Origin of the sequence: Massilia sp. LMS1-1-1.1 (genome assembly GCF_040815535.1) — a bacterium.
Lineage (GTDB): Bacteria > Pseudomonadota > Gammaproteobacteria > Burkholderiales > Burkholderiaceae_D > Janthinobacterium > Janthinobacterium aestuarii.
On sequence record NZ_JBFPNG010000034.1, the window covers coordinates 49581 to 68867 of the forward strand.

Sequence of the window (19287 nt, forward strand, 5' to 3'; positions counted from 1 at the left end):
CTTGATACCGATCAAAAAGCATCGGCCGCCGCGGCCTAAGCTGGAAGCACCGGCCAAGGACAAGGAGAACGCCATGCCAGCCCACCTGATCATCGAAGACGGCCAGCCCTGGTGGGACAGCGCCGATATCTGGGTCGTGCCGGGCACTGATCCGAATGGCCCGCCGGGTGCGCCCATCGCCGGCACCAGCAATTACCTGTGGGGCCGCGTGCACAACACGGGCAACAGCGCCTCGAACGGCGTGCGTGTGGATTTTTACTGGGCCGATCCTTCCGGCCAGATCGCCGTCGGCGCCGCCACACAGATCGGTTCCGCCTTTGCCGACTTGCAGCCCGGCGCCACGCAGGAAGTGCTGTGTCTGGTGCCGTGGATCCCCGTCATCGTCAATGGCGGCCACGAATGCCTGCTGGCCGTGGCCCATGGCCCGGGCGACGTCAACCCGCTGCCCGATCCGCTGCCCAACGGCTTTCCCTTCCAGCCCAAGCAGCACGAGCAGATCGCCCAGCGCAATGTCAACGTCGTGCTGGCGGCAAGGCGGGCGCAATTGCTGAGCATCGCGGTGGCGGCCCTGCCCCGTGCGACGAAAAAAGTGGAGCTGCAGATTGAATATGGCGGCGAGTTGTCCGAGCGCCTGCTGGCCACCCTGGGGCTGGAACGATGGCAGCCGGCCAGGGACGCACGCCTGGTAGCGGGGCTGGTGCGCACGCCCCATTGCAATGGCGATGCGCCCGGTGAGCAAAAGCTGGTGCTGGAAGTGCCGCGCGGCCAGGCGCAGGCCGTGTACCTGAGCGTGCGCGCCGAAGCCTTGCCGCCACGCCAGTATGCGCTGCTGCGCGTGCTGGAAACGCGCGACGGCAAGGTCATGGGCGGCGTTACGTATGTCGTCACCGATCTCGAGAACGAGCAAGCTCAAGAGCCCGCGCAAGAACAGCACAGCCCCGAGGAGCAAGCATCATGAGCGATACCCCCCTGCAGGTGCTGACGCGGCCGTTCGCGATCGAGCCCGTCACCAATATCATGCTGCCCGATGGCATCTTCGACAATGCCATCTATGGCTTGCGCATCGCCGCCCACGTCACCAATATGTCCGGCAGCGCCCTGACGAATGTCACCGTGTATCTGGAAAGCGTGGGCGACCCCGGCATCGTGCCCGTGGCGCGCACCTTTTTCTTTGCCAGCATTCCCGCCGGCGCGGCCATGCTGGTCATGTGGGATGCCGACTTCCAGCATGCGACACCCGGCAAGCGCCTGGTCAGCTTCGTCGCCAAGGCGGACGGCCACACGCCGCACCGCTCGATCCAGCAAATCTTCGTGTCACAGACGCGCTTCGACAGCGCCACCAACACCTACACGTGCACGGTTGAGGAAGGCACCTTGGAACTGTCCAAGCCGCAAGGCCACCTGCCGGGCAAGCGCTGGGGCAGCACGGGCACGGATGGGAAGGAGTGCCGCTGCCCGCCCGGTCTGGGGCCCATCGTGCCGACCGGCATGACCCTCGTCTGGACGCCGAACCCCGCTTATGCGGGCACGCACGGAGACTTGCCGTTTTCCGACCCGTGGTGGAAAGTGCTCGCCATCATCATCGCTATCATCGCCGCATTGGTGGCCATCATTGCCGCTGCGCTCGGTTCAGGCAAAGCCAGCTTCAGCGTGGGCGGCACGTTCGAGGAAACCGATCCCAGCGTCGATTGCTGCTCACTCGAGGGGGCCGGCTCGGGCCAGCCCGAATTCACAGTGGCGGGCGTGGCCTCGGCAATCGCCTCGGGCGCCATCGCCGTCGCCTGCTCCGATATCGCGGACCCGTTCTGGCGTGGTCAGGAAGCAACACCACCGGCCGCCGGCGAACTGACCCTGGCCGAGCGCGTGGTGGCGAAATGGGTGTTGCCGGAAGCGCCGAACGCCGGCCTTCCCTACACGGCCGACATCAGCTGGGAGTATCAGCGTTTCACGACGGGCGCCATCTACCAGCATGCCGTCACCGAAACGCAAGTCAACATCCACGTGGCGGGGCCCGTGGAAACGGATACGCCCGCCGTCGTGCAGGCGTACGAACCGCTGTGGATACGCGCCAGCTTCAAGCGCGACAATGGCAATGTGTTCCGCGGTACGGAACTGTATGCCTTCGTGCTGTTCCAGGCGCCGCAAGGCCTGTATTTCGTCGAATCGCTGACCGATGACGGCCTGGGCTTCGACCCGGGCGCCAACGATGGCGTCTACGCAGGCAGCCTGGACTTGAAGCGCGCTTACCGCACCCTGCTGCAATATGATCAAAAGGTCTACGGCACCTGGAGAGTCTTCGTCTTCGCCCAGGACGTCAACCTGACCAAGCCCGGCACGCCGCCCGAAATCGCCGCCCAGCACATCGGCGGCATGTTCGTCGCCAGCGCCATCGAAATCACCTTCGACGACACCCTGCCCTGCCCGCTCAAGGCGCAGGCAAATATCGTCGTGGTGTAGTAAGAAGCGAGGTCAGGGGTAGGTCGGATTAGCGGGGCAAAGCCCCGCGTAATCCGACAATATTGTTGGCTCCCGCATGCACACCTACACCTTGACGCTTTCAGCCTTGGCAATGACCGTGCGCGGAATGATATCCGTCGCCGGGCAAGTATCCATCGCATCCGAATACGCAAGCCAGCGCTGCAGGCTTTCCATGCGGCGAATCGTGATGCCCTTGCCATTGATGTAGCCGATCTGCTCGAAATTGGCGGGGCTGGTGGTCAGTTTCGACACGGTGGGCGCATTGTCGACCAGGCGGTCGTAGGCCTTGCGCGCCTTGTGCTCCCACTTGGCCAGCACGGGGTCGTCAAAGCGGTTGCTTTCAAAATACACGGTGATGGTGCGGTCGTGGTTGGCAAAGCCGACGATGGCCGCGCCCTTGCGTATGGTCAACAGGACATCTTCCTTGACGCCCGTGACGGGAACGAAGACGGCGGCGCGCCCATCCGTATCCGGCCGCTCCATGGGAATATCTTGTCCGATTATGCTCATTACATCACACTCTTCGTCATCGCCTGTTGGCTTGTTGTCCCTGCATCACTGAAAGCGTGCCGCCGTGCGCATGCGTGCGTTTGCCGCTGCGCCGGGCCGCTGCCAGGCTCGCTGCCATACCCTGCCATACCATTTCTCAAATAATACATTGCCGGAAAGCACTACACAAGATAATCAGGGGGCGCGGCAGCCGCCTGTCCTCCGCCGGATGGGGAATGGCGGCGCCCGGGGCAATCACCTTATAATGCTGCGATTACTTCACGTCCCCACCTTCGCACCATGACGCTTCCCGAGAATGACACCAGCCGGCTCGACGCCATCAGCGCCGCCGCCACCGAAGTGGCCGCGCAAAACGTGGCCGACCTGCTGGCCATGGCCATCTGCCACCGCCCGGACGAACCGTCCCTGATCGTCTGCGACAAGCGCAGCTGGCTCAACGTCGTGCTGACGGAAGCGTACCGCCAGGCCTTGCCGGACGCCACCTTCATCGATTTCGACGAGGTCACGCCCGATGCCGTGCTGGCCGCGTTTGCCGAACTGCCGGCCGGCAGCCTCGTCGTGCTGATCCAGTCGACCAGCTTCCGCCTGGAAGCGTTCCGCATCCGCATCGAGCTGTTCAAGCGAGGCCTGAAAGTCATCGAGCACGTGCACCTGTCGCGCATGCCCGGCGTGCAGGGCTTGCACTACATCGCCTCGCTGGCCTACGACCCCGCCTACTACCGGGGCGTGGGCCATGCGCTGAAGGCGCGCATCGACAAAGCCCGCCACGGCATGGTCGACAGCGGTGGCGAGCAGCTCGTGTTTGCTTCGCCATTCGAATCGGCCAAGCTCAATATCGGCGACTACAGCGGCATGAACAATATCGGCGGCCAGTTCCCGCTGGGCGAAGTGTTTACGGAAGCGCAGGACCTGGAAGCGGTAAACGGGCGCGTGCGCATCTTCGTTTTCGGCGACACGCACTTCATGGTCAACCGCCCCGACACGCCGATCACCCTGATCATCGAAAAAGGCCGAGTCACTGGCACGGAAAACGCCACGCCGGAATTTACCGCCATGCTGGAGATCATCCGCGCGCACGAAGGCGAAGTGTGGGTGCGCGAACTGGGCTTCGGCATGAACCGCGCCTTTTCGCGCGAACAGCTGGTCAACGACATCGGCACGTATGAACGCATGTGCGGCATCCATCTGTCGCTGGGCGCCAAGCATGGCGTCTACACGAAACCGCAATTCAAGCGCAAGGATGCGCGCTACCACGTCGACATCTTCGCCGTCACCGAAGCAGTTTATCTGGACGACGAGCGCGTGTACGCCGATGGCGCGTGGACGGTGGAACCGGTCGCGTTCAGTTAAAAAAACCCGCCGCTTCCAGCTCGCGGTCCCACGGCGGCACGGGCTGGTATTCGGCCACGAGGAAATCGATCAGCGCGCGCACCTTGGGCGACGGCTGGCGGCTGGCCGGATACAGGGCGCTCAAGTGATTGAGCGGCAGCTCCCAGTCCGTCAGCACGGGCACCAGGCTGCCATCGAGCAGATTGCGCCAGGCGAGGAAGGTGGTGCTATAGACGATGCCGAGACCCCGCTGCGCCGCCTGGTGCAGCACCAGGCCGTTATTCGCCGTAAAACCCGCCTGTACGCGCACGCTCACTTCTTCGCGCGACTCGCCTTCTCCACGCTGGAAATGCCAGTTCGTGCCATCGGTCAGGTGGCTGAAATGCAGGCACTGGTGCTGCAATAGCTCTTGCGGCGTCTGCGGCACGCCCCATTGCGCCAGGTAGGCGGGGCTGGCGCACAGCACGGCGCGGCACGGCGCCAGCGGGCGCATGGCCAGCGCGCTGCTGTCCGGGATGCCGCCCACGCGTATCGTCAAGTCAAAGCCGTGGCGTATCGGGTCGAGCAGCGCATCATCGACAAACAATTCGGCCTGCACCTGCGGGTGCAGCAGGCTGAAACGGGCGACGGCGTCGGCCAGCCACGCGCTGCCGAAACTCGATGGCGCCTGGATGCGCAGCGGCCCGGCCAGCTCCGCCCCCGCTCCCGCCTGCGCCACGTGCGCCACCATGCGCGCCGCTTCCTGCGCCTGGCTGACGGTGGCCATGCACGGCGCCAGGTAGGCGCGGCCCGCGTCCGTCAGACTCACTTCGCGCGTGGAGCGGTGCAGCAGGCGCGCATGCAGGCGCTCCTCCAGCTGCATGATGGTCTTGCTGACCATGGCTCGCGTCAGGCCCAGGCGCTGCCCGGCCACCGTAAAGCTGCGCTGGCGCGCCACCTCGACAAAGATTTCCATCGCTTTTAATTGATCCATGTCAAAGATTGTCTTCGTTTTGGCGACAATCTGTCAACCGCTGGGCGATTGTTTGCCGCCCTCGCCCATCCTACAATGGCGCTTTCCACTGACCTCATCAGGAGCCGCCGCCATGCTAACGATCGAACAACAAGAACAGTATCAACGCGACGGCTACATCATCCTGCCCGGTTTCAAGGGTGCGGACGACATCGCCGCCCTGCGCGCGCGCGCCGAGCAGATTGTCAACGAATTCGATCCCAGCGTCAGCCAGTCCATCTTCACCACGCGCGACCAGGCAAAAAATACAAACGATTATTTCCTCGCTTCCGACAACACCATCCGCTGCTTCTTCGAGGAAGAAGCGTTCGGTCCGGACGGCCAGCTGAAGCAGGCGAAATCGCTGTCGATCAACAAGATCGGCCACGCCATGCATGACCTGGACCCCGTCTTCCGCGCTTTTTCGGCCGATCCGAAACTGGCCGAAGTGGCGCGCGACCTGGGTTTGGCGGATGCGCAGGTGTGGCAATCGATGTACATCTTCAAGCAGCCCGGCATCGGCGGCGAAGTGCGCTGGCACCAGGACGCCACGTATTTCGAAACCACGCCCATCAGCGTGACGACCTTCTGGTTCGCGCTGGAAGACGCCACCCTGGAAAACGGCTGCCTGTGGGCGGAACCGGGCGGCCACCGCGGCCCCCTGCGCGAACGCTTCATCCGCAACGGCGACCAGGTGCGCGTGGAAAAACTCGATGCCATGCCGTGGCCCGACGACAGCACGGCCGTGCCCCTGGAAGTCAAGGCGGGCGCCCTCGTCTGCTTCCACGGCTTGCTGCCCCACTACAGCGCGCCGAACCGCTCGCCCGTGTCGCGCCACGCCTACACCTTGCACGCCACCGACGGCCAGACGCAATACGCGGCCCACAACTGGATCCAGCGCGACGACTCCTTCCCTGTGCGGGGCTTCGTCTGATGCGCATCGACGTCTTCGCCGCCCACTGGGGCAATAACGCGCTGCCGCCCGACGTCTTCATCGACAAGGTGCTCGATGCCGGTTTCGACGGCATCGAGATGTCGCTGCCGCTGGACGCCGCCCTGCGCGAGGAATGGACGGACCGCATCGCCAAGGCGGGACTGCAGCTGATCGCCGCGCAGTGGGAAACCGTGTTCCACAGCGACTTCGAACTGCACCGCGCGGCTCTGACCGAACTGCTGGAAAACGCCTGCCTGGCGCGCCCCGTGCTGGTCAACACGCACACGGGCAAGGATTTTTATACGCAGGCACAAAACGCAGAACTGCTCGACCTGGCCGCCGCCATCTCGGCCAGGCACGGCGTGCCCATCGTGCATGAAATTCACCGCAGCCGCTTTTCCGGCCACCCGATGCTGCTGCTGCCGTATCTGCAGCAGTATCCCGAGCTGCCCTTGACGGCCGACCTGTCGCACTGGTGTTGCGCCTGCGAATCGCTGCTGGAAGACCAGCCGCACACGCTGGCGCAAGTGCTGCCGCTGGTGCGCCACGTGCACGCGCGCGTCGGTCATGCGCAGGGTCCGCAAGTGGCCGACTTCCGCGCGCCGGAAGCGAAACCTGCGCTCGCCGCCCACCTGGCCTGGTGGGATGCCATCGTCGCCCTGCGCCGCGCGGCCGGCGCCGAGCACATGACGTTCACGCCGGAATTCGGCCCCGCGCCCTACACGCAAACCTTGCCGTGGACGCAGCAGCCCGTGAGCGATGCGTGGGAGCAGAACGTCGCGATGCTGCAGCTTTTACGCCAGCGTTATCCGGCAGATTAAGGAAACTGCGCAAAATTGGCCTGCACGAAATCGATGAAGGTGCGCAGCGGCGCGGGCAAATGGCGCCGGCCCGCATAGTATAAAAACGGACCGGGAAAGGGCATCGCCCAGTCTTCCAGCACGGGCTGCAGCTGGCCCGCATCGATATATGGCTGCAGCCACTCTTCAAACAGATAGACGAGGCCATGGCCGGCGATGGCCATGCTGACCGCAAAATCAGCCGCCGTCGGCGTGACGACCACGGGGCCGTCCGGCTCCACGCTCACTTTTTGCCCGTCCCGCTCGAACTCCCATGGTGGAACCGCGCCGCTGAGGAATTTCCCCAGCAGGCAGGCGTGCTGCAGCAGGTCGCGCGGATGCACGGGCACGCCGCGCTGCGCCAGGTAGGATGGCGCGCCCGCCACCGCGAAGCGCTGCGTGCGCGGGCCGATCGGGATGGCGATCATGTCCTGCTCCAGCCGCTCGCCATAGCGGATGCCGGCGTCGCAGCCACTGGCGACGACATCGACAAAATTATTATCGACCACCAGCTCGACCCTGATCTGCGGATAGGCGCGCAGGAACTGGTCGACCATGGGTTGCAAGAAGAAGCGCGCCGCGTTGACAGGCACGTTCAGGCGCAAGGTGCCGCGCGGGCTGTCGCGCAAGTCGTTCAGCACATCGAGTGCGCTGCTCACTTCATCGAGCGCCGGGCGCAAGCGCGTCAGCAGCAGCGCACCGGCTGCCGTTGGCGTCACGCTGCGCGTCGTGCGTTCCAGCAGGCGGATGCCCAGCTGCTGCTCCAGCCGCCGCAGCGCCTCGCTCATGGCGGACGCGGACTGCCCGCTGGCACGCGCGGCCTGGCGAAAACCCTGGTGCCGGGCCACCAGGGCAAAGGCGGCCAAATCGGCCATGGAAGGGCTGTCTGCATGCATGGGAAGAGCTTTCATTGTGCGTAAATGAGTACAGCCTGTGCCGGATTGACCCGATTATCATACAGCGCAATCGGCCTTACGATGGCTGCTCTTGTCCTCAACCACCACACAGGAGCTGCCATGCACACGCCTTCCCCCGCCCGCGACCAATTCACGCCCGCCCATTGCGACATCGGATTCAACCGCCTCGGCTACGGCGCCATGCAACTGGCCGGCCCGCACGTCTGGGGGCCGCCGAAAGACCGCGCCGCCGCCGTCGCCGTGCTGCGCGAAGCCATCGAACTGGGCGTCAACCATATCGACACGTCGGACTTTTACGGCCCGCACGTCACCAACCAGATCATCCGCGAAGCGCTGCATCCCTACCGCGACGGCTTGACCATCGTCACCAAGATCGGCTTCATGCGCGGCGCCGACCAGTCCTGGCTGCCGGCCGCATCGCCACGGCAGCTGCGCGACGCCGTGCACGACAACCTGCGCAACCTGGGCCTGGACGTGCTCGACGTGGTCAACCTGCGCGCGCCGGGCATGGCCGGCCCGGACGGCTCATCGCTTGCAGGGCCGCTGGACACGCTGGTGCAACTGCAGCGCGAAGGCCTGGTGCGCCATATCGGCCTGTCCAATGTCGATGCGGCCCAGGTGGCCGAGGCACAGCGCATCAGCCCCATCGTCTGCGTGCAGAACCACTACAACCTGGCGCACCGCGCGGACGATGCGCTGATCGACTCCCTGGCCGCGCAAGGCATCGCCTATGTGCCGTTCTTCCCCTTGGGCGGCTTTTCGCCGCTGCAGTCCGATACCTTGAACCAGGTGGCGGCCACCCTGCAAGCCACGCCGATGCAGGTGGCGCTGGCCTGGCTGCTGCAGCGTGCACCGAACATGCTGGTTATTCCCGGCACCTCGTCGGTGGCGCATCTGCGCGAAAACATCGCGGCAGGCGCGCTCACGCTCGACGCCCAGGCGCTGGCGGCATTGAGGTCGCTTGCAACTAAGTAGCGCACTATATATACTGTAGCCATGGATACCACTACCGCCCCCAACCCCTTGCACCAGGTGCCGCGCCTGGACGGCCAGCTGTGCTTTGCGCTGTACTCGACTTCGCTTGCCATGAACAAGCTGTACCGCAAGCTGCTGCGCAAGCTCGGCCTGACCTATTCGCAATACCTGGTGATGATGGTGTTGTGGGAGCGCGACGGCTTGACGGTGTCGGAAGTGGGTGAGCGCCTGTTCCTCGACTCGGCCACCCTGACGCCCTTGCTCAAGCGCATGGAGCAATCGGGCTTGCTCACGCGCACGCGCGCCGCCAGCGACGAGCGCCAGGTCATCATTTCCCTCACGCAGCAGGGCGACCAGCTGCGCCACGAGGCGGCCCTGCTGCCCGAGGCCATCCTGGCGGCCAGCCACTGCAGCGTGGAGCAGGTTGTGGACATGAAACAACAACTGAACCAGTTGCGCGACAGCCTGATGAAAAGTGAGTGAAATCGCCACTTTTCCGAGCAAAATCAGGCAAAGCATCCCCCTGACAGCGCCAGGCAAAAGCTGGCGCAAAATCCGCCTTTCTTTATTACAAATCGATACATGGATGGCCCCACCCTGCGTATAGAATAGTTGCCACTATTTCCTTACAACAACATCAGGGTGAATATGCGCATACCTTTCGGCTCCGTAGCCTCGCTGGCTCTCTGCTTTACCGTGTCGGCCTTCGCCGCCGAGCCATTCGACGACAAGTTCCGCCAGCTCGAAGAGGTATTGCCCACCCCAAATACCTACCGCACCGCCTCCGGCGCGCCAGGCCACGCCTACTGGCAGCAGCGCGCCGACTACACGATCCGCGCCACCCTTGATGAAGCCAGGCGCGAGATCGCCGGCAGCGGCACCATCACCTACCATAACCAGTCGCCCGACACGCTCGGCTACCTGTGGGTGCAGCTGGATCAGAATATCTACAAGCCCGATTCCGACGCGCGCCGCATGGCCACGGCGCCGTCGCGCCAGGCGTGGGCCAAGACGGCGGGCGAAGACACGATGAAATTCGAAGGCTTGCGCGGCATCCTCGCGCGCGGCGACTTCCAGGGCGGTTTCCATATCCGCCGCTTGACGGGCGCCGATGGCCAGCCTTTGAAATACGTTATCAACCGCACCATGATGCGCATCGACCTGCCGCAGCCCTTGAAGCCGGGCCAGGACTTTGCCTTCCAGATCGACTGGGATTACCGCATCAACGAACAGAAGGTGCTGGGCGGGCGCGCCGGCTATGAAGTCTTCGACGACAAGAACGCCCTGTTCGAAGTGGCGCAGTGGTTCCCCCGCATGGCGGCCTATTACGACGCGGCCGGCTGGCAGCACAAGCAGTTCCTCGGCTCGGGCGAATTCACGCTGGAATTCGGCGACTACGACGTGCAGCTGACGGTGCCCGCCGACCATATCGTCGCCTCCACGGGCCAGCTGCAAAATCCGCAGGACGTGCTGTCTGCCGCGCAGCGCGAGCGCCTGGAAAAAGCGCGCGGCAGCGACAAGCCCGTCGTCATCGTCACGCAAAAAGAAGCGGAAGCGGCCGAGAAATCCGTCAGCCGCGCGCAAAAGACGTGGCACTTCAAGGCGGCCAACGTGCGCGACTTCGCCTGGGCCTCGAGCCGCAAGTTCATCTGGGATGCGCAGGGCTACAAGAAGGGCGGCAGCGATGTGATGGCCATGTCCTACTACCCGAAAGAGGGCAATCCGCTGTGGGAAAAGTACAGCACGCAAGCCATCGTGCACACGATCGAGCAATACAACAAGTACAGCATAGCCTACCCGTACCCGACGGCCATTTCCGTCAACGGTCCCGTGGGCGGCATGGAGTATCCGATGATCTCGTTCAACGGCCCCCGTCCGGTGAAAGACAAGAAGACGGGCGAGCTGACCTACTCGAAGCGCACCAAGTATGGCCTGATCGGCGTGATCATCCACGAGGTGGGCCACAACTACTATCCGATGATCATCAACTCGGACGAACGCCAGTGGACGTGGATGGACGAAGGCCTCAACACCTTCGTGCAATACCTGGCGCAGCAGGCGTGGGAAGAAAACTATCCTGCCTCACGGGGCGAGCCGCGCGAGATCGTCGACTACATGCGCAGCCGCGACCAGGTACCCATCATGACCAATTCCGAGTCCCTGCTGCAGTTCGGTAACAACGCCTACGCCAAGCCGGCGGCGGGCCTGAACATCCTGCGCGAGACCATCCTCGGGCGCGAACTGTTCGACTACGCATTCAAGGAATATGCGCAACGCTGGAAATTCAAGCGCCCCACGCCCGCCGACTTTTTCCGCACCATGGAAGACGCTTCCGGCACGGACCTCGACTGGTTCTGGCGCGGCTGGTTCTATACGACCGACCCGGTCGACATCAGCATCGACGGCATCAGCGAATACGGCGTGAGCTCGAAAGATCCGGCCACGGAAAAAGCGTGGAAAAAGGCGCAGAAAGAGGCCCAGCCGGAATCCGTCACGAGCCGCGCCAACAAGGGCATGCCGCGCCGCGTCGATGCGCATCCGGAGCTCAAGGATTTCTACAACCAGCACGACGATTTCACGGTCACCAACAAGGACCGCAACGCCTACGCCGAAGCGCTGGCCGCCCTGGAACCGTGGGAAAAGGACTTGCTGAAACAGGGCAAGCACCTGTACCTGGTCGACCTGTCGAACGTGGGCGGCATGGTCATGCCCCTGATCCTCGAGATCGAACTGAAAAGCGGCAAGAAATACGTCGAGCGCGTACCGGCCGAAGTGTGGCGCTACTCGCCGAAGAAAATCACCAAGGTCGTCATCACGGATGAACCGATGGTGGGCCTGGTGCAAGACCCGTACTGGGAAACGGCCGACATCGACACGAGCAACAACAGCTGGCCGCGCAAGATCACGCCATCGCGCCTGGAGCTGTTCAAGAGCGAGAAGTCGCCCAAGGATAACCTGATGCGCGATTTTCATACGCCGCTGAAAGGCCAGAACGGCGGCTCGGCCAAGGGCGACGAAGCATGAAGCGCTGGCGCACGCTGGCTTGCGCCGTGCTGGCCTGCGCCAGCATGGGGGCCGGCGCCCACAACTTCCACATGGGTATCGCCGACATCAGCTACAACGCGGCCAGCGGCAGCACGGAAGTGGTGCACACCTACACGGGCCACGACGTCGAGGCGTTGCTGACGAACCTGTACCAGCGCCAGTTCGACCTGGGCCAGGAAGACAGCGAAGCGGCGCTGCGCCGCTATGTGGAAAAACAGTTTTACCTCGTGGGGCCGGACGGCAAGCGCTTGCGCCTGAACTGGGTCGGCATGAAGGTCAACGCCGACAATGTGGTCATCTTCCAGGAGCTCGAACGCACGCGCCTGGCCCCCGCCACGCGCATCCACAACCAGTTGCTGATCGACTTCCTGCCCAGCCAGCGCAATACCCTCAACGTGCAGGACAGCGGCGCCATCCAGACGCTGTTTTTCGACCGCCAGAACACGGAACTGCCGATCCGCTAAGGCCCGCCCCCCTATTACATCCATGACGCCACGCTCTCTTCCCCTGCTCCTCGCCGCCCTGTTTTCAGCCACCGCCGCCCACGCCGACGACATCTTCCAGCGCGTGCTGATCGACGGTTCGCGCCTGAACCAGCTGGGCGTGGCCGATTCGGCCAACGCGGGCAGCGTCACGCAACAGCAGCTCGATGCGCGCACCAGCTACCGGCCCGGCGAATTGCTCGAAGCCGTGCCGGGACTGATCGTCAGCCAGCATAGCGGCGAGGGCAAGGCCAACCAGTTCTACCTGCGCGGCTTCAACCTCGATCATGGCACGGACTTGCGCACCACGGTCGACGAAATGCCCGTCAACCAGCGCAGCCATGGCCACGGACAGGGCTGGACGGACCTGAACTTTCTGATCCCCGAACTGGCCATGCGCCTCGATTACAAAAAGGGGCCGTATTCGGCGGCGCAAGGCGATTTTTCCTCGGCGGGCGCGGCGTCCGTCGTCTACGCGAACCGCCTGACGCAGGGCATCGCCAGCGTGAGCGTCGGGCAAAACGGCTTTCGCCGCGCCCTGCTGGCCGATACGCTCGATGCGGGCGACGGCAGCCTGCTGTACGCGCTCGAAGCGCAGCACAACGACGGCCCGTTCACGCAGCCGGACCGCTACCGCAAGCTCAATGGCGTGCTGCGCTACAGCGAAGGCTATGCCAACAACGGCTTCAACGTCACGGCCATGGCGTATGACGCCAGCTGGAACGCCACCGACCAGATTCCGCTGCGTGCCGTACAGGACGGCACCCTGGGCCGCTTCGACGCCATCGATGCCAGCGACGGCGGCAAGGCCCAGCGCTACAGCCTGTCGGGCGCCTGGCGCCGGACGACCGACGACATGTCGTCCAAAGTCAGCGCGTATGTGATCGCCAACCGCCTGGCCCTGTTCTCGAATTTTACGTATGCGATGGACGACCCCGATAACGGCGACCAGTTCGCCCAGCCCGACCGGCGCGTGACGGCCGGCCTCGACGCCAGCCACACCTGGCACCGCCACACGGACAGGGGCAGCAGCGACACCACCATCGGCCTGCAGCTACAGAACGACAATATCCACAATGGCCTGTACAACACTCGGCAGCGCCAGACCGTGTCGACCACGCGGCAAGACCATATCGTTGAATCGAGCATCGGCGTGTATGGCGAAAACAGCACGCGCTGGTCGCGCTGGCTGCGCACCGTGGCCGGCCTGCGCGCGGACGCCTACCGCTTCGACGTGCGCAGCGACCGCGCCGCCAATTCGGGCAAGGCCAGTGACCATTTGTTCAGCCCCAGCCTGAGCGTGATCGCCGGACCGTGGCGCGATACGGAAGCGTATATCAACATTGGCAATGGTTTTCACAGCAACGACGCGCGCGGCACGACGATCACGGTCGACCCGAAGACAGGCGAAGCGGCCGACAAGGTCACGCCGCTGGTGCGCTCGCGCGGACTGGAACTGGGCTTGCGCAGCGCCGCCATCGCCGGCCTGCAAACGTCGCTGTCGCTGTACCGGCTGGACTTCGATTCCGAGCTGCTGTTCATCGGCGACGCGGGCGCCACCGAGGCGGGCCGCCCCAGCCGCCGCTACGGCATCGAGTTTTCCAGCTACTACAAGGCGACCAGATGGCTGTCGCTGGACCTGGACCTCGCGTATGCGCGCGCACGCTCGCGCGGCAGCGACCCGGCGGGCGACTTCATCCCCGGCGCCATCGAAGGCGTGGCCCAGCTGGCCATGACGGTGACGCCGCCAGGGCCGTGGTCGGGCTCCTTGCGCTTGCGCTACTTCGGCCCGCGCCCCCTGATGGAAGACAACAGCGTGCGCTCGTCGGCCAGTGTGGGCTTGAACGGGCGCATCGCCTACCAGATCGACAAGACCTTGCGCGTGGAAGTCGAAGGCTACAACCTGGCCAACCGGCGCGACTCGGCCATCGACTACTACTATGCCTCGCGCCTGCCCGGCGAGGCGCAGCCCGTCGACGACGTCCACTTCCATCCGGTGGAATCGCGCTCGCTGCGCCTGACCCTGGTAAAGAATTTTTAAGTAAACAAGAATAATTCTTATCGCACTGCACAGGAAACGCCGCGAAGTCGTAGAATGCCAGGCTGGATAAACTGAGACAGGCCGCGTTGCGGCCGCACCGCCATGAGCACTTCCGCACCGATCTTTACCGACCCGTCCCACGTCAAGGAAGCCTTGCGCGATGACGGCTATGCCGTCCTGCGCCCGCAGGACGTGGCCGCGCTGGCCGACTGCCCGCTGGACGCATTGCGCGCGCTGGAACCAAGCTGGAATACCCTGGCGCTGGACAATTACCTGAAGGATGGCGGCCGCTATCGCCGCCGGCGCCACTCGTGCTTCGTGCAGGATGGCGGTCGCCTGGCCCAGACCGCGCACCGTCCGCACTGGCAGCCGGTGGAATACAACGCCCTGCACGGCGGCATGCACCGCCTGTTCGAACCGGTCGAAGCGGCTATCGTCGCGCAATCGGCCTGGCAGCAGTTGATTCGCGCGCTCGGCGACGTCTGCTCGCAAGTCAAGGGCAGCCAGCCGTGGTTCATCGAAGCGCACCAGTTCCGCATCGATACGACCGACGGCATCGGCCGGCCCACGCCGGAAGGCGCACACCGCGACGGCGTCGATTTCGTCGCCGTGCTGCTGATCGGGCGCGAACAGGTCAAGGGCGGCGAGACACGCATCTTCGACGCGGATGGCCCCAACGGCAAGCGCTTTACCCTGACCGAACCGTGGTCGCTGCTGCTGCTCGACGACGCTGCCGTGATCCACGAATCGACGCCGATCCAGCCCCTGGGCGAGCATGGCCACCGCGACACCCTCGTGCTGACCTATCGCGCAGGCCAGTTCCAGGGCGAAAACTGACAAGCGGCCACAGCATTTCCTGTGGCCAAAATAGTTACTTGGAAGTTACTTTTGCAGACCTAAATCCGATATAGTCATACGATGTCGATATTGCGCGCTCACGGCGCCCAGCATCACCACACTGAAATCCTAGGAGAGGTCTGTGGACTCCAACAACCAAATCAAGCCTGACGAAATCGAGATCCTGATCGTCGAGGACAGCCCGACCCAGGCGGAGCGCTTGCGCCGCCTGATCCAGTCGCTGCACTACAACGCGCGCGTGGCGGCGAATGGCCAGCTGGCCCTGGCCGCCATCCGCGAGCGCAAGCCGCACCTGGTGCTGTCCGATATCGTCATGCCTGAAATGAATGGCTACGACCTGTGCCGCGCCATCAAATCCGATCCGACCCTGCGCGACATTCCCGTGATCCTCGTCACCTCGCTCAACGATCCGAAGGACATCATCCGCGGCATCGAGTGCGGCGCCGACAATTTCATCCGCAAGCCCTACGCGGAAGACTACCTGCTCAACCGCATCAGCCACATGCTGATGAACCAGAAGCTGCGCAAGAACCAGAACGTGGAAATCGGCATCGCCCTGTACCTGGGCGACCAGAAGCATTTCATCAATGCGGAACGCCAGCAAATCCTCGACCTGCTGATCTCCACGTATGAACAGGCGGTGCAGGTCAACGGCGAACTGCAGGCGCGCGAACGCCAGGTGATCGAGCTGAACATGCGCCTGGCGCACCATGCGGCCGAACTGGAAACCATCAACCGCGAAATCGCCCTGAAAAACCTGGAACTGGCCGAAGCGAGCCGCATGAAGTCCGCCTTCATCGCCAACATGTCGCATGAACTGCGCACGCCTCTCAACGCCATCATCGGCTTCACCGGCGCGCTGCTGATGAAACTGCCCGGTCCCCTGACGTCCGACCAGGACAAGCAGCTCAATACCATCCGCGCCAGCGCGCGCCATCTGCTCTCGCTGATCAACGACATCCTCGACGTGGCCAAGATCGAAGCGGGCAAGCTGACCCTGTCGATCGAACCCGTGCACTGCCAGGAGCTGATGGCCGACGTGGCCGATACCCTGCGTCCCCTGGCCCAGCAAAAAGGCCTGGCGCTGGAACTCGAACTGGGCGAGCCGGGCCAGCCGCCCGCCATCATCGAGACGGACCGCCGCGCGCTGACGCAAATCCTCATCAACCTGCTCAACAACGCCATCAAATTCACGGAACAGGGCACGGTCCGCATCAGCCTGTCCCAGCGCGACGAAGACGGCGTGCTGGTGACGGAAATGAGCATCGCCGACAGCGGCGCCGGCATCAAGGAAGAAGACCAGGCCAAGCTGTTCCAGGCCTTCTCGCAGCTCGATTCCACCTCCACGCGCCACGTGGAAGGCGCGGGACTGGGCCTGTACCTGTGCCAGAACCTGGCCAACGCCATCGGCGGCACCCTGTTCTTCAACAGCGACTACGGCTCGGGCAGCACGTTTACACTGGCCCTGCGCAGCAAGGCCTGAGCTTCTGTGCGCCGCAACATGGAATACCAGCTTTTTGCCATCGAAAAGAGACCGATACAGTAGTTCTACGGTATTGCACTGCACCATTTTCAGCGCTATAGTAGAACTGTCTCCTCCAATTCGTTCTCCGAACATTGGATTCAGCCCGCGAATACAACCGCGGGCTTTTTTTTGCCTGCGTTTTTCATTATCTTCATCCTTTCTTAACTAAATCAACCGGCTTAGTTATATCAATCGTTTGAGATATATGATTAAATCTCCGGCATGATTGAAAAAAACGCCATCCCCACTTCCCATGCCGACGACGGGCGCAAGCCCCGCTCCGACGGCGAGCAGTCGCGCGAGCGGCTGCTGCATAGCGCCATTCGCCTGTTTGCAGAGCAAGGCTACGCCAAGACGTCCACGCGCGAACTGGCGCAGGCGGCCGGCACCAACGCGGCCGCCATCAGCTATTATTTTGGCGACAAGGCGGGACTGTACCGCGCCGCCTTTGCGCAGCAGTCAGCGGACCCGCAAGACAATATCGCCCTGTACGAGCAACCGCATTTCACCTTGCGCCAAAGCCTGGAAGGCTTTTATGCGCAATTGCTCGCTCCCATGCAGCAGGGCGACATCGCGCGCGACTGCATGCGTCTGTGGTGCCGCGAAATGCTCGAACCGACGGGACTGTGGGCGCGCGAGATCGACCAGAACATCCGCCCCGAACACGAAGCGCTCACGCGCGTGCTGGCACGCCACCTGGGCGCGCCCGACAACAGCGACGACATGCACCGGCTGGCGTTTTCCATCGCTTCGCTGGCTCTGCAGCACATGGTGGGCACCGAGGTGCTGCACACCTTGCGCCCGCAACTGCTGGAATCGCCGCACGCGATCGACACCTGGCTGGCGCGCCTGACCGACTACGCGCTGGCCATGGCCGACGTGGAGCGCCAGCGCCTGGCCATTCCTCCCTCCCCCTCTACACCTCAACGACAAGCAGAAGGACCAGCATGACGACTATTCGATGCACCGTTCAACGCGTCCTGGCCGCCAGCATCGTGCTGGCGCTGGGCGGTTGCGCCCTGCAGGGGCCGCCCGCAGCGGTGGCCGCCAGCGCGCCCGCGCAGTGGCAGGCGCCGCTGCCGCACAACGGCAAGCTGACGGACCTGGCCAGCTGGTGGCAGGGCCAGGGCGACAGCCTGCTGGTGGAATTGATCAACGACGCGCAGCAGGTCAGTCCGACCATCGCCGCCGCCGGCACGCGCATCGTGCAGGCACGCGCGGACCGCATCGCCAGCGGCGCCGCGCTGGCGCCCACCTTGGACGCGACGGGCAGCGTGGTGCGCACCAGCCAGCAATCGGCGCAACCGAGCGGCACCACCTCGCAGGCCGCGCTGCAGGCGTCGTGGGAAATCGACGTGTTCGGCGCCAACCGCGCCACGCGCGACGCGGCGCAGGAGCGCTACGACAGCGCCCGCGCGCTCTGGCATGAAGCGCGCGTCTCGGTGGCCGCCGAAGTGGCGAACCAGTACTACGCCTTGCGCACCTGCCAGCAGTTGCAGGCCGTGTCCGAACAGGACGCCGTCTCGCGCCGCGACTCGGCCCGCCTGACGGAACTGAGCGCCGGCGCCGGCTTCCAGCCGCCCGCCAATGCCGCGCTGGCCCGCGCCAGCGCCGCCGAAGGCGCCAGCCGCGCCATCGAACAGCGCGCCGCCTGCGACGTGAATATCAAGGCGCTGGTGGCCCTGTCGGCCATGCCGGAAGCGTCGCTGCGCGAGAAGCTGGCGGCCAGCCCCGCCATCCTGCCCTCGCCCGTGGCGATTGCGGAACTGCCGGCGCAAACCCTGGGCCAGCGCCCAGACATCTACAGCGCCGAACGCGAAGTGGCTGCCGCCAGCTTCGAAGTACGCGGCGCGCAGGCGCAGCGCTATCCGCGCCTGAGCCTGGCCGGCTCCATCGGCAAGGGCAATATCCGCGCCGGCGGCACCAGCATCACGGCCAGCACCTGGAGCATCGGCCCGCTGGCCGTCAGCCTGCCCATCTTCGACGGCGGCACGCGCCGCGCGCAGATCGATGCGGCCACGGCGCGCTACGACGAAGCCGTGGTGAAATACCGCGCCGGCGTGCGCCAGGCCGTGCGCGAAGTGGAAGAGGCACTGGTCAACCTGGCCAGCACGGACGAGCGCAGCAGCCATGCGCAAACGGCACTGGAAGGCTACCGCGTGTCGTTCGTCGCCACGGAAGACCGCTACAAGAATGGCCTGGCCAGCCTGATCGAACTGGAAGACGCGCGCCGCACGCGCCTGGCAGCCGAAAACACGGTAGTCAACCTCGAGCGCGAACGCAGCGCCGCCTGGGTGGCGCTGTACCGCGCCGCCGGCGGCGGCTGGACCAGCAGCGCCATCGCCAACAACGCCCCCTGACGG

Annotated in this window: 17 protein-coding genes; 14 read left to right on the forward strand and 3 right to left on the reverse strand. The window is 64.4% G+C overall.

Annotated elements, in window-relative coordinates:
* Nucleotides 1-73 precede the first annotated feature (73 nt).
* Both MRBLMS1_RS19070 and MRBLMS1_RS19075 read left to right on the forward strand, forming a co-directional pair.
* Nucleotides 74-958 carry a hypothetical protein gene (locus MRBLMS1_RS19070; RefSeq protein ID WP_485881121.1) on the forward strand — a complete coding sequence of 295 codons (885 nt, stop codon included), beginning with the start codon at nt 74-76 and terminating at the stop codon, nt 956-958.
* Entirely contained in the window at nt 955-2457 is a 1503-nt protein-coding gene (locus MRBLMS1_RS19075) for a hypothetical protein (protein ID WP_485881123.1), read from the forward strand. The genes MRBLMS1_RS19070 and MRBLMS1_RS19075 overlap by 4 nt, the downstream gene beginning before the upstream one ends.
* An 84-nt stretch (nt 2458-2541) precedes the next feature.
* Here the strand turns inward: MRBLMS1_RS19075 and MRBLMS1_RS19080 are convergent, their stop codons facing one another.
* Nucleotides 2542-2961, reverse strand: a complete 420-nt coding sequence (locus MRBLMS1_RS19080; RefSeq protein WP_080698430.1) for a hypothetical protein — start codon at nt 2959-2961, stop codon at nt 2542-2544.
* A 306-nt stretch (nt 2962-3267) separates the two neighbouring features.
* Here MRBLMS1_RS19080 and MRBLMS1_RS19085 point away from each other — a divergent pair, with 306 nt between their 5' ends.
* Nucleotides 3268-4338 carry a hypothetical protein gene (locus MRBLMS1_RS19085; protein WP_485881125.1) on the forward strand — a complete coding sequence of 357 codons (1071 nt, stop codon included), beginning with the start codon at nt 3268-3270 and terminating at the stop codon, nt 4336-4338.
* On the opposite strand, the gene MRBLMS1_RS19090 is transcribed toward MRBLMS1_RS19085, so the two are convergent.
* Complete coding sequence (locus tag MRBLMS1_RS19090; protein ID WP_485881127.1) at nt 4331-5290, reverse strand: LysR family transcriptional regulator; 960 nt, start codon at nt 5288-5290, stop codon at nt 4331-4333. The genes MRBLMS1_RS19085 and MRBLMS1_RS19090 overlap by 8 nt on opposite strands.
* A gap of 112 nt (nt 5291-5402) precedes the next feature.
* Here MRBLMS1_RS19090 and MRBLMS1_RS19095 point away from each other — a divergent pair, with 112 nt between their 5' ends.
* On the forward strand, nt 5403-6242 hold the full coding sequence (locus tag MRBLMS1_RS19095; RefSeq protein ID WP_485881129.1) for a phytanoyl-CoA dioxygenase family protein: 840 nt from the start codon (nt 5403-5405) through the stop codon (nt 6240-6242).
* On the forward strand, nt 6242-7063 hold the full coding sequence (locus MRBLMS1_RS19100; RefSeq protein ID WP_485881131.1) for a sugar phosphate isomerase/epimerase family protein: 822 nt from the start codon (nt 6242-6244) through the stop codon (nt 7061-7063). Before MRBLMS1_RS19095 ends, MRBLMS1_RS19100 begins: the two co-directional genes overlap by 1 nt.
* Here MRBLMS1_RS19100 and MRBLMS1_RS19105 read toward each other — a convergent pair.
* Nucleotides 7060-7977, reverse strand: a complete 918-nt coding sequence (locus MRBLMS1_RS19105; protein WP_485881133.1) for a LysR family transcriptional regulator — start codon at nt 7975-7977, stop codon at nt 7060-7062. The two genes, MRBLMS1_RS19100 and MRBLMS1_RS19105, sit on opposite strands and share 4 nt — an antisense overlap.
* Nucleotides 7978-8097: 120 nt before the next feature.
* Here MRBLMS1_RS19105 and MRBLMS1_RS19110 point away from each other — a divergent pair, with 120 nt between their 5' ends.
* From MRBLMS1_RS19110 to MRBLMS1_RS19150, 9 genes are all read left to right on the forward strand, one after another.
* Nucleotides 8098-8973 carry an aldo/keto reductase family oxidoreductase gene (locus MRBLMS1_RS19110; RefSeq protein ID WP_485881135.1) on the forward strand — a complete coding sequence of 292 codons (876 nt, stop codon included), beginning with the start codon at nt 8098-8100 and terminating at the stop codon, nt 8971-8973.
* A 21-nt stretch (nt 8974-8994) separates the two neighbouring features.
* Nucleotides 8995-9456, forward strand: coding sequence for a MarR family winged helix-turn-helix transcriptional regulator (locus MRBLMS1_RS19115; RefSeq protein WP_101482558.1), 462 nt, complete (start codon nt 8995-8997; stop codon nt 9454-9456).
* A 165-nt stretch (nt 9457-9621) separates the two neighbouring features.
* The gene (locus tag MRBLMS1_RS19120) at nt 9622-11997 is read left to right on the forward strand and encodes a M1 family metallopeptidase (protein WP_485881138.1); all 2376 of its coding nucleotides are present in this window, start codon (nt 9622-9624) and stop codon (nt 11995-11997) included.
* The gene (locus tag MRBLMS1_RS19125) at nt 11994-12482 is read left to right on the forward strand and encodes a DUF6702 family protein (protein ID WP_485881140.1); all 489 of its coding nucleotides are present in this window, start codon (nt 11994-11996) and stop codon (nt 12480-12482) included. The genes MRBLMS1_RS19120 and MRBLMS1_RS19125 overlap by 4 nt, the downstream gene beginning before the upstream one ends.
* Nucleotides 12483-12504: 22 nt before the next feature.
* The gene (locus MRBLMS1_RS19130) at nt 12505-14541 is read left to right on the forward strand and encodes a TonB-dependent receptor (protein WP_485881142.1); all 2037 of its coding nucleotides are present in this window, start codon (nt 12505-12507) and stop codon (nt 14539-14541) included.
* A gap of 102 nt (nt 14542-14643) precedes the next feature.
* Nucleotides 14644-15378 (forward strand): 2OG-Fe dioxygenase family protein, encoded by a 735-nt coding sequence (locus tag MRBLMS1_RS19135; RefSeq protein ID WP_485881144.1) that lies wholly within the window; start codon nt 14644-14646, stop codon nt 15376-15378.
* Between the two features lie 142 nt (nt 15379-15520).
* On the forward strand, nt 15521-16882 hold the full coding sequence (locus MRBLMS1_RS19140; RefSeq protein WP_485881146.1) for a hybrid sensor histidine kinase/response regulator: 1362 nt from the start codon (nt 15521-15523) through the stop codon (nt 16880-16882).
* A 264-nt stretch (nt 16883-17146) separates the two neighbouring features.
* Nucleotides 17147-17875, forward strand: coding sequence for a CerR family C-terminal domain-containing protein (locus MRBLMS1_RS19145; RefSeq protein ID WP_485881148.1), 729 nt, complete (start codon nt 17147-17149; stop codon nt 17873-17875).
* The gene (locus tag MRBLMS1_RS19150; RefSeq protein WP_485881150.1) at nt 17872-19284 is read left to right on the forward strand and encodes an efflux transporter outer membrane subunit; all 1413 of its coding nucleotides are present in this window, start codon (nt 17872-17874) and stop codon (nt 19282-19284) included. The genes MRBLMS1_RS19145 and MRBLMS1_RS19150 overlap by 4 nt, the downstream gene beginning before the upstream one ends.
* The last annotated feature ends 3 nt before the right edge of the window (nt 19285-19287 follow it).

Bases quoted from the DNA above. Each gene is read 5' to 3' on its own strand.
- MRBLMS1_RS19070 (WP_485881121.1), top strand. From the start codon at position 74: ATGCCAGCCCACCTGATCATCGAAGACGGCCAGCCCTGGTGGGACAGC.
- MRBLMS1_RS19075 (WP_485881123.1), top strand. From the start codon at position 955: ATGAGCGATACCCCCCTGCAGGTGCTGACGCGGCCGTTCGCGATCGAG.
- MRBLMS1_RS19080 (WP_080698430.1), bottom strand. From the start codon at position 2,961: ATGGAGCGGCCGGATACGGATGGGCGCGCCGCCGTCTTCGTTCCCGTC.
- MRBLMS1_RS19085 (WP_485881125.1), top strand. From the start codon at position 3,268: ATGACGCTTCCCGAGAATGACACCAGCCGGCTCGACGCCATCAGCGCC.
- MRBLMS1_RS19090 (WP_485881127.1), bottom strand. From the start codon at position 5,290: ATGGATCAATTAAAAGCGATGGAAATCTTTGTCGAGGTGGCGCGCCAG.
- MRBLMS1_RS19095 (WP_485881129.1), top strand. From the start codon at position 5,403: ATGCTAACGATCGAACAACAAGAACAGTATCAACGCGACGGCTACATC.
- MRBLMS1_RS19100 (WP_485881131.1), top strand. From the start codon at position 6,242: ATGCGCATCGACGTCTTCGCCGCCCACTGGGGCAATAACGCGCTGCCG.
- MRBLMS1_RS19105 (WP_485881133.1), bottom strand. From the start codon at position 7,977: ATGCATGCAGACAGCCCTTCCATGGCCGATTTGGCCGCCTTTGCCCTG.
- MRBLMS1_RS19110 (WP_485881135.1), top strand. From the start codon at position 8,098: ATGCACACGCCTTCCCCCGCCCGCGACCAATTCACGCCCGCCCATTGC.
- MRBLMS1_RS19115 (WP_101482558.1), top strand. From the start codon at position 8,995: ATGGATACCACTACCGCCCCCAACCCCTTGCACCAGGTGCCGCGCCTG.
- MRBLMS1_RS19120 (WP_485881138.1), top strand. From the start codon at position 9,622: ATGCGCATACCTTTCGGCTCCGTAGCCTCGCTGGCTCTCTGCTTTACC.
- MRBLMS1_RS19125 (WP_485881140.1), top strand. From the start codon at position 11,994: ATGAAGCGCTGGCGCACGCTGGCTTGCGCCGTGCTGGCCTGCGCCAGC.
- MRBLMS1_RS19130 (WP_485881142.1), top strand. From the start codon at position 12,505: ATGACGCCACGCTCTCTTCCCCTGCTCCTCGCCGCCCTGTTTTCAGCC.
- MRBLMS1_RS19135 (WP_485881144.1), top strand. From the start codon at position 14,644: ATGAGCACTTCCGCACCGATCTTTACCGACCCGTCCCACGTCAAGGAA.
- MRBLMS1_RS19145 (WP_485881148.1), top strand. From the start codon at position 17,147: ATGATTGAAAAAAACGCCATCCCCACTTCCCATGCCGACGACGGGCGC.
- MRBLMS1_RS19150 (WP_485881150.1), top strand. From the start codon at position 17,872: ATGACGACTATTCGATGCACCGTTCAACGCGTCCTGGCCGCCAGCATC.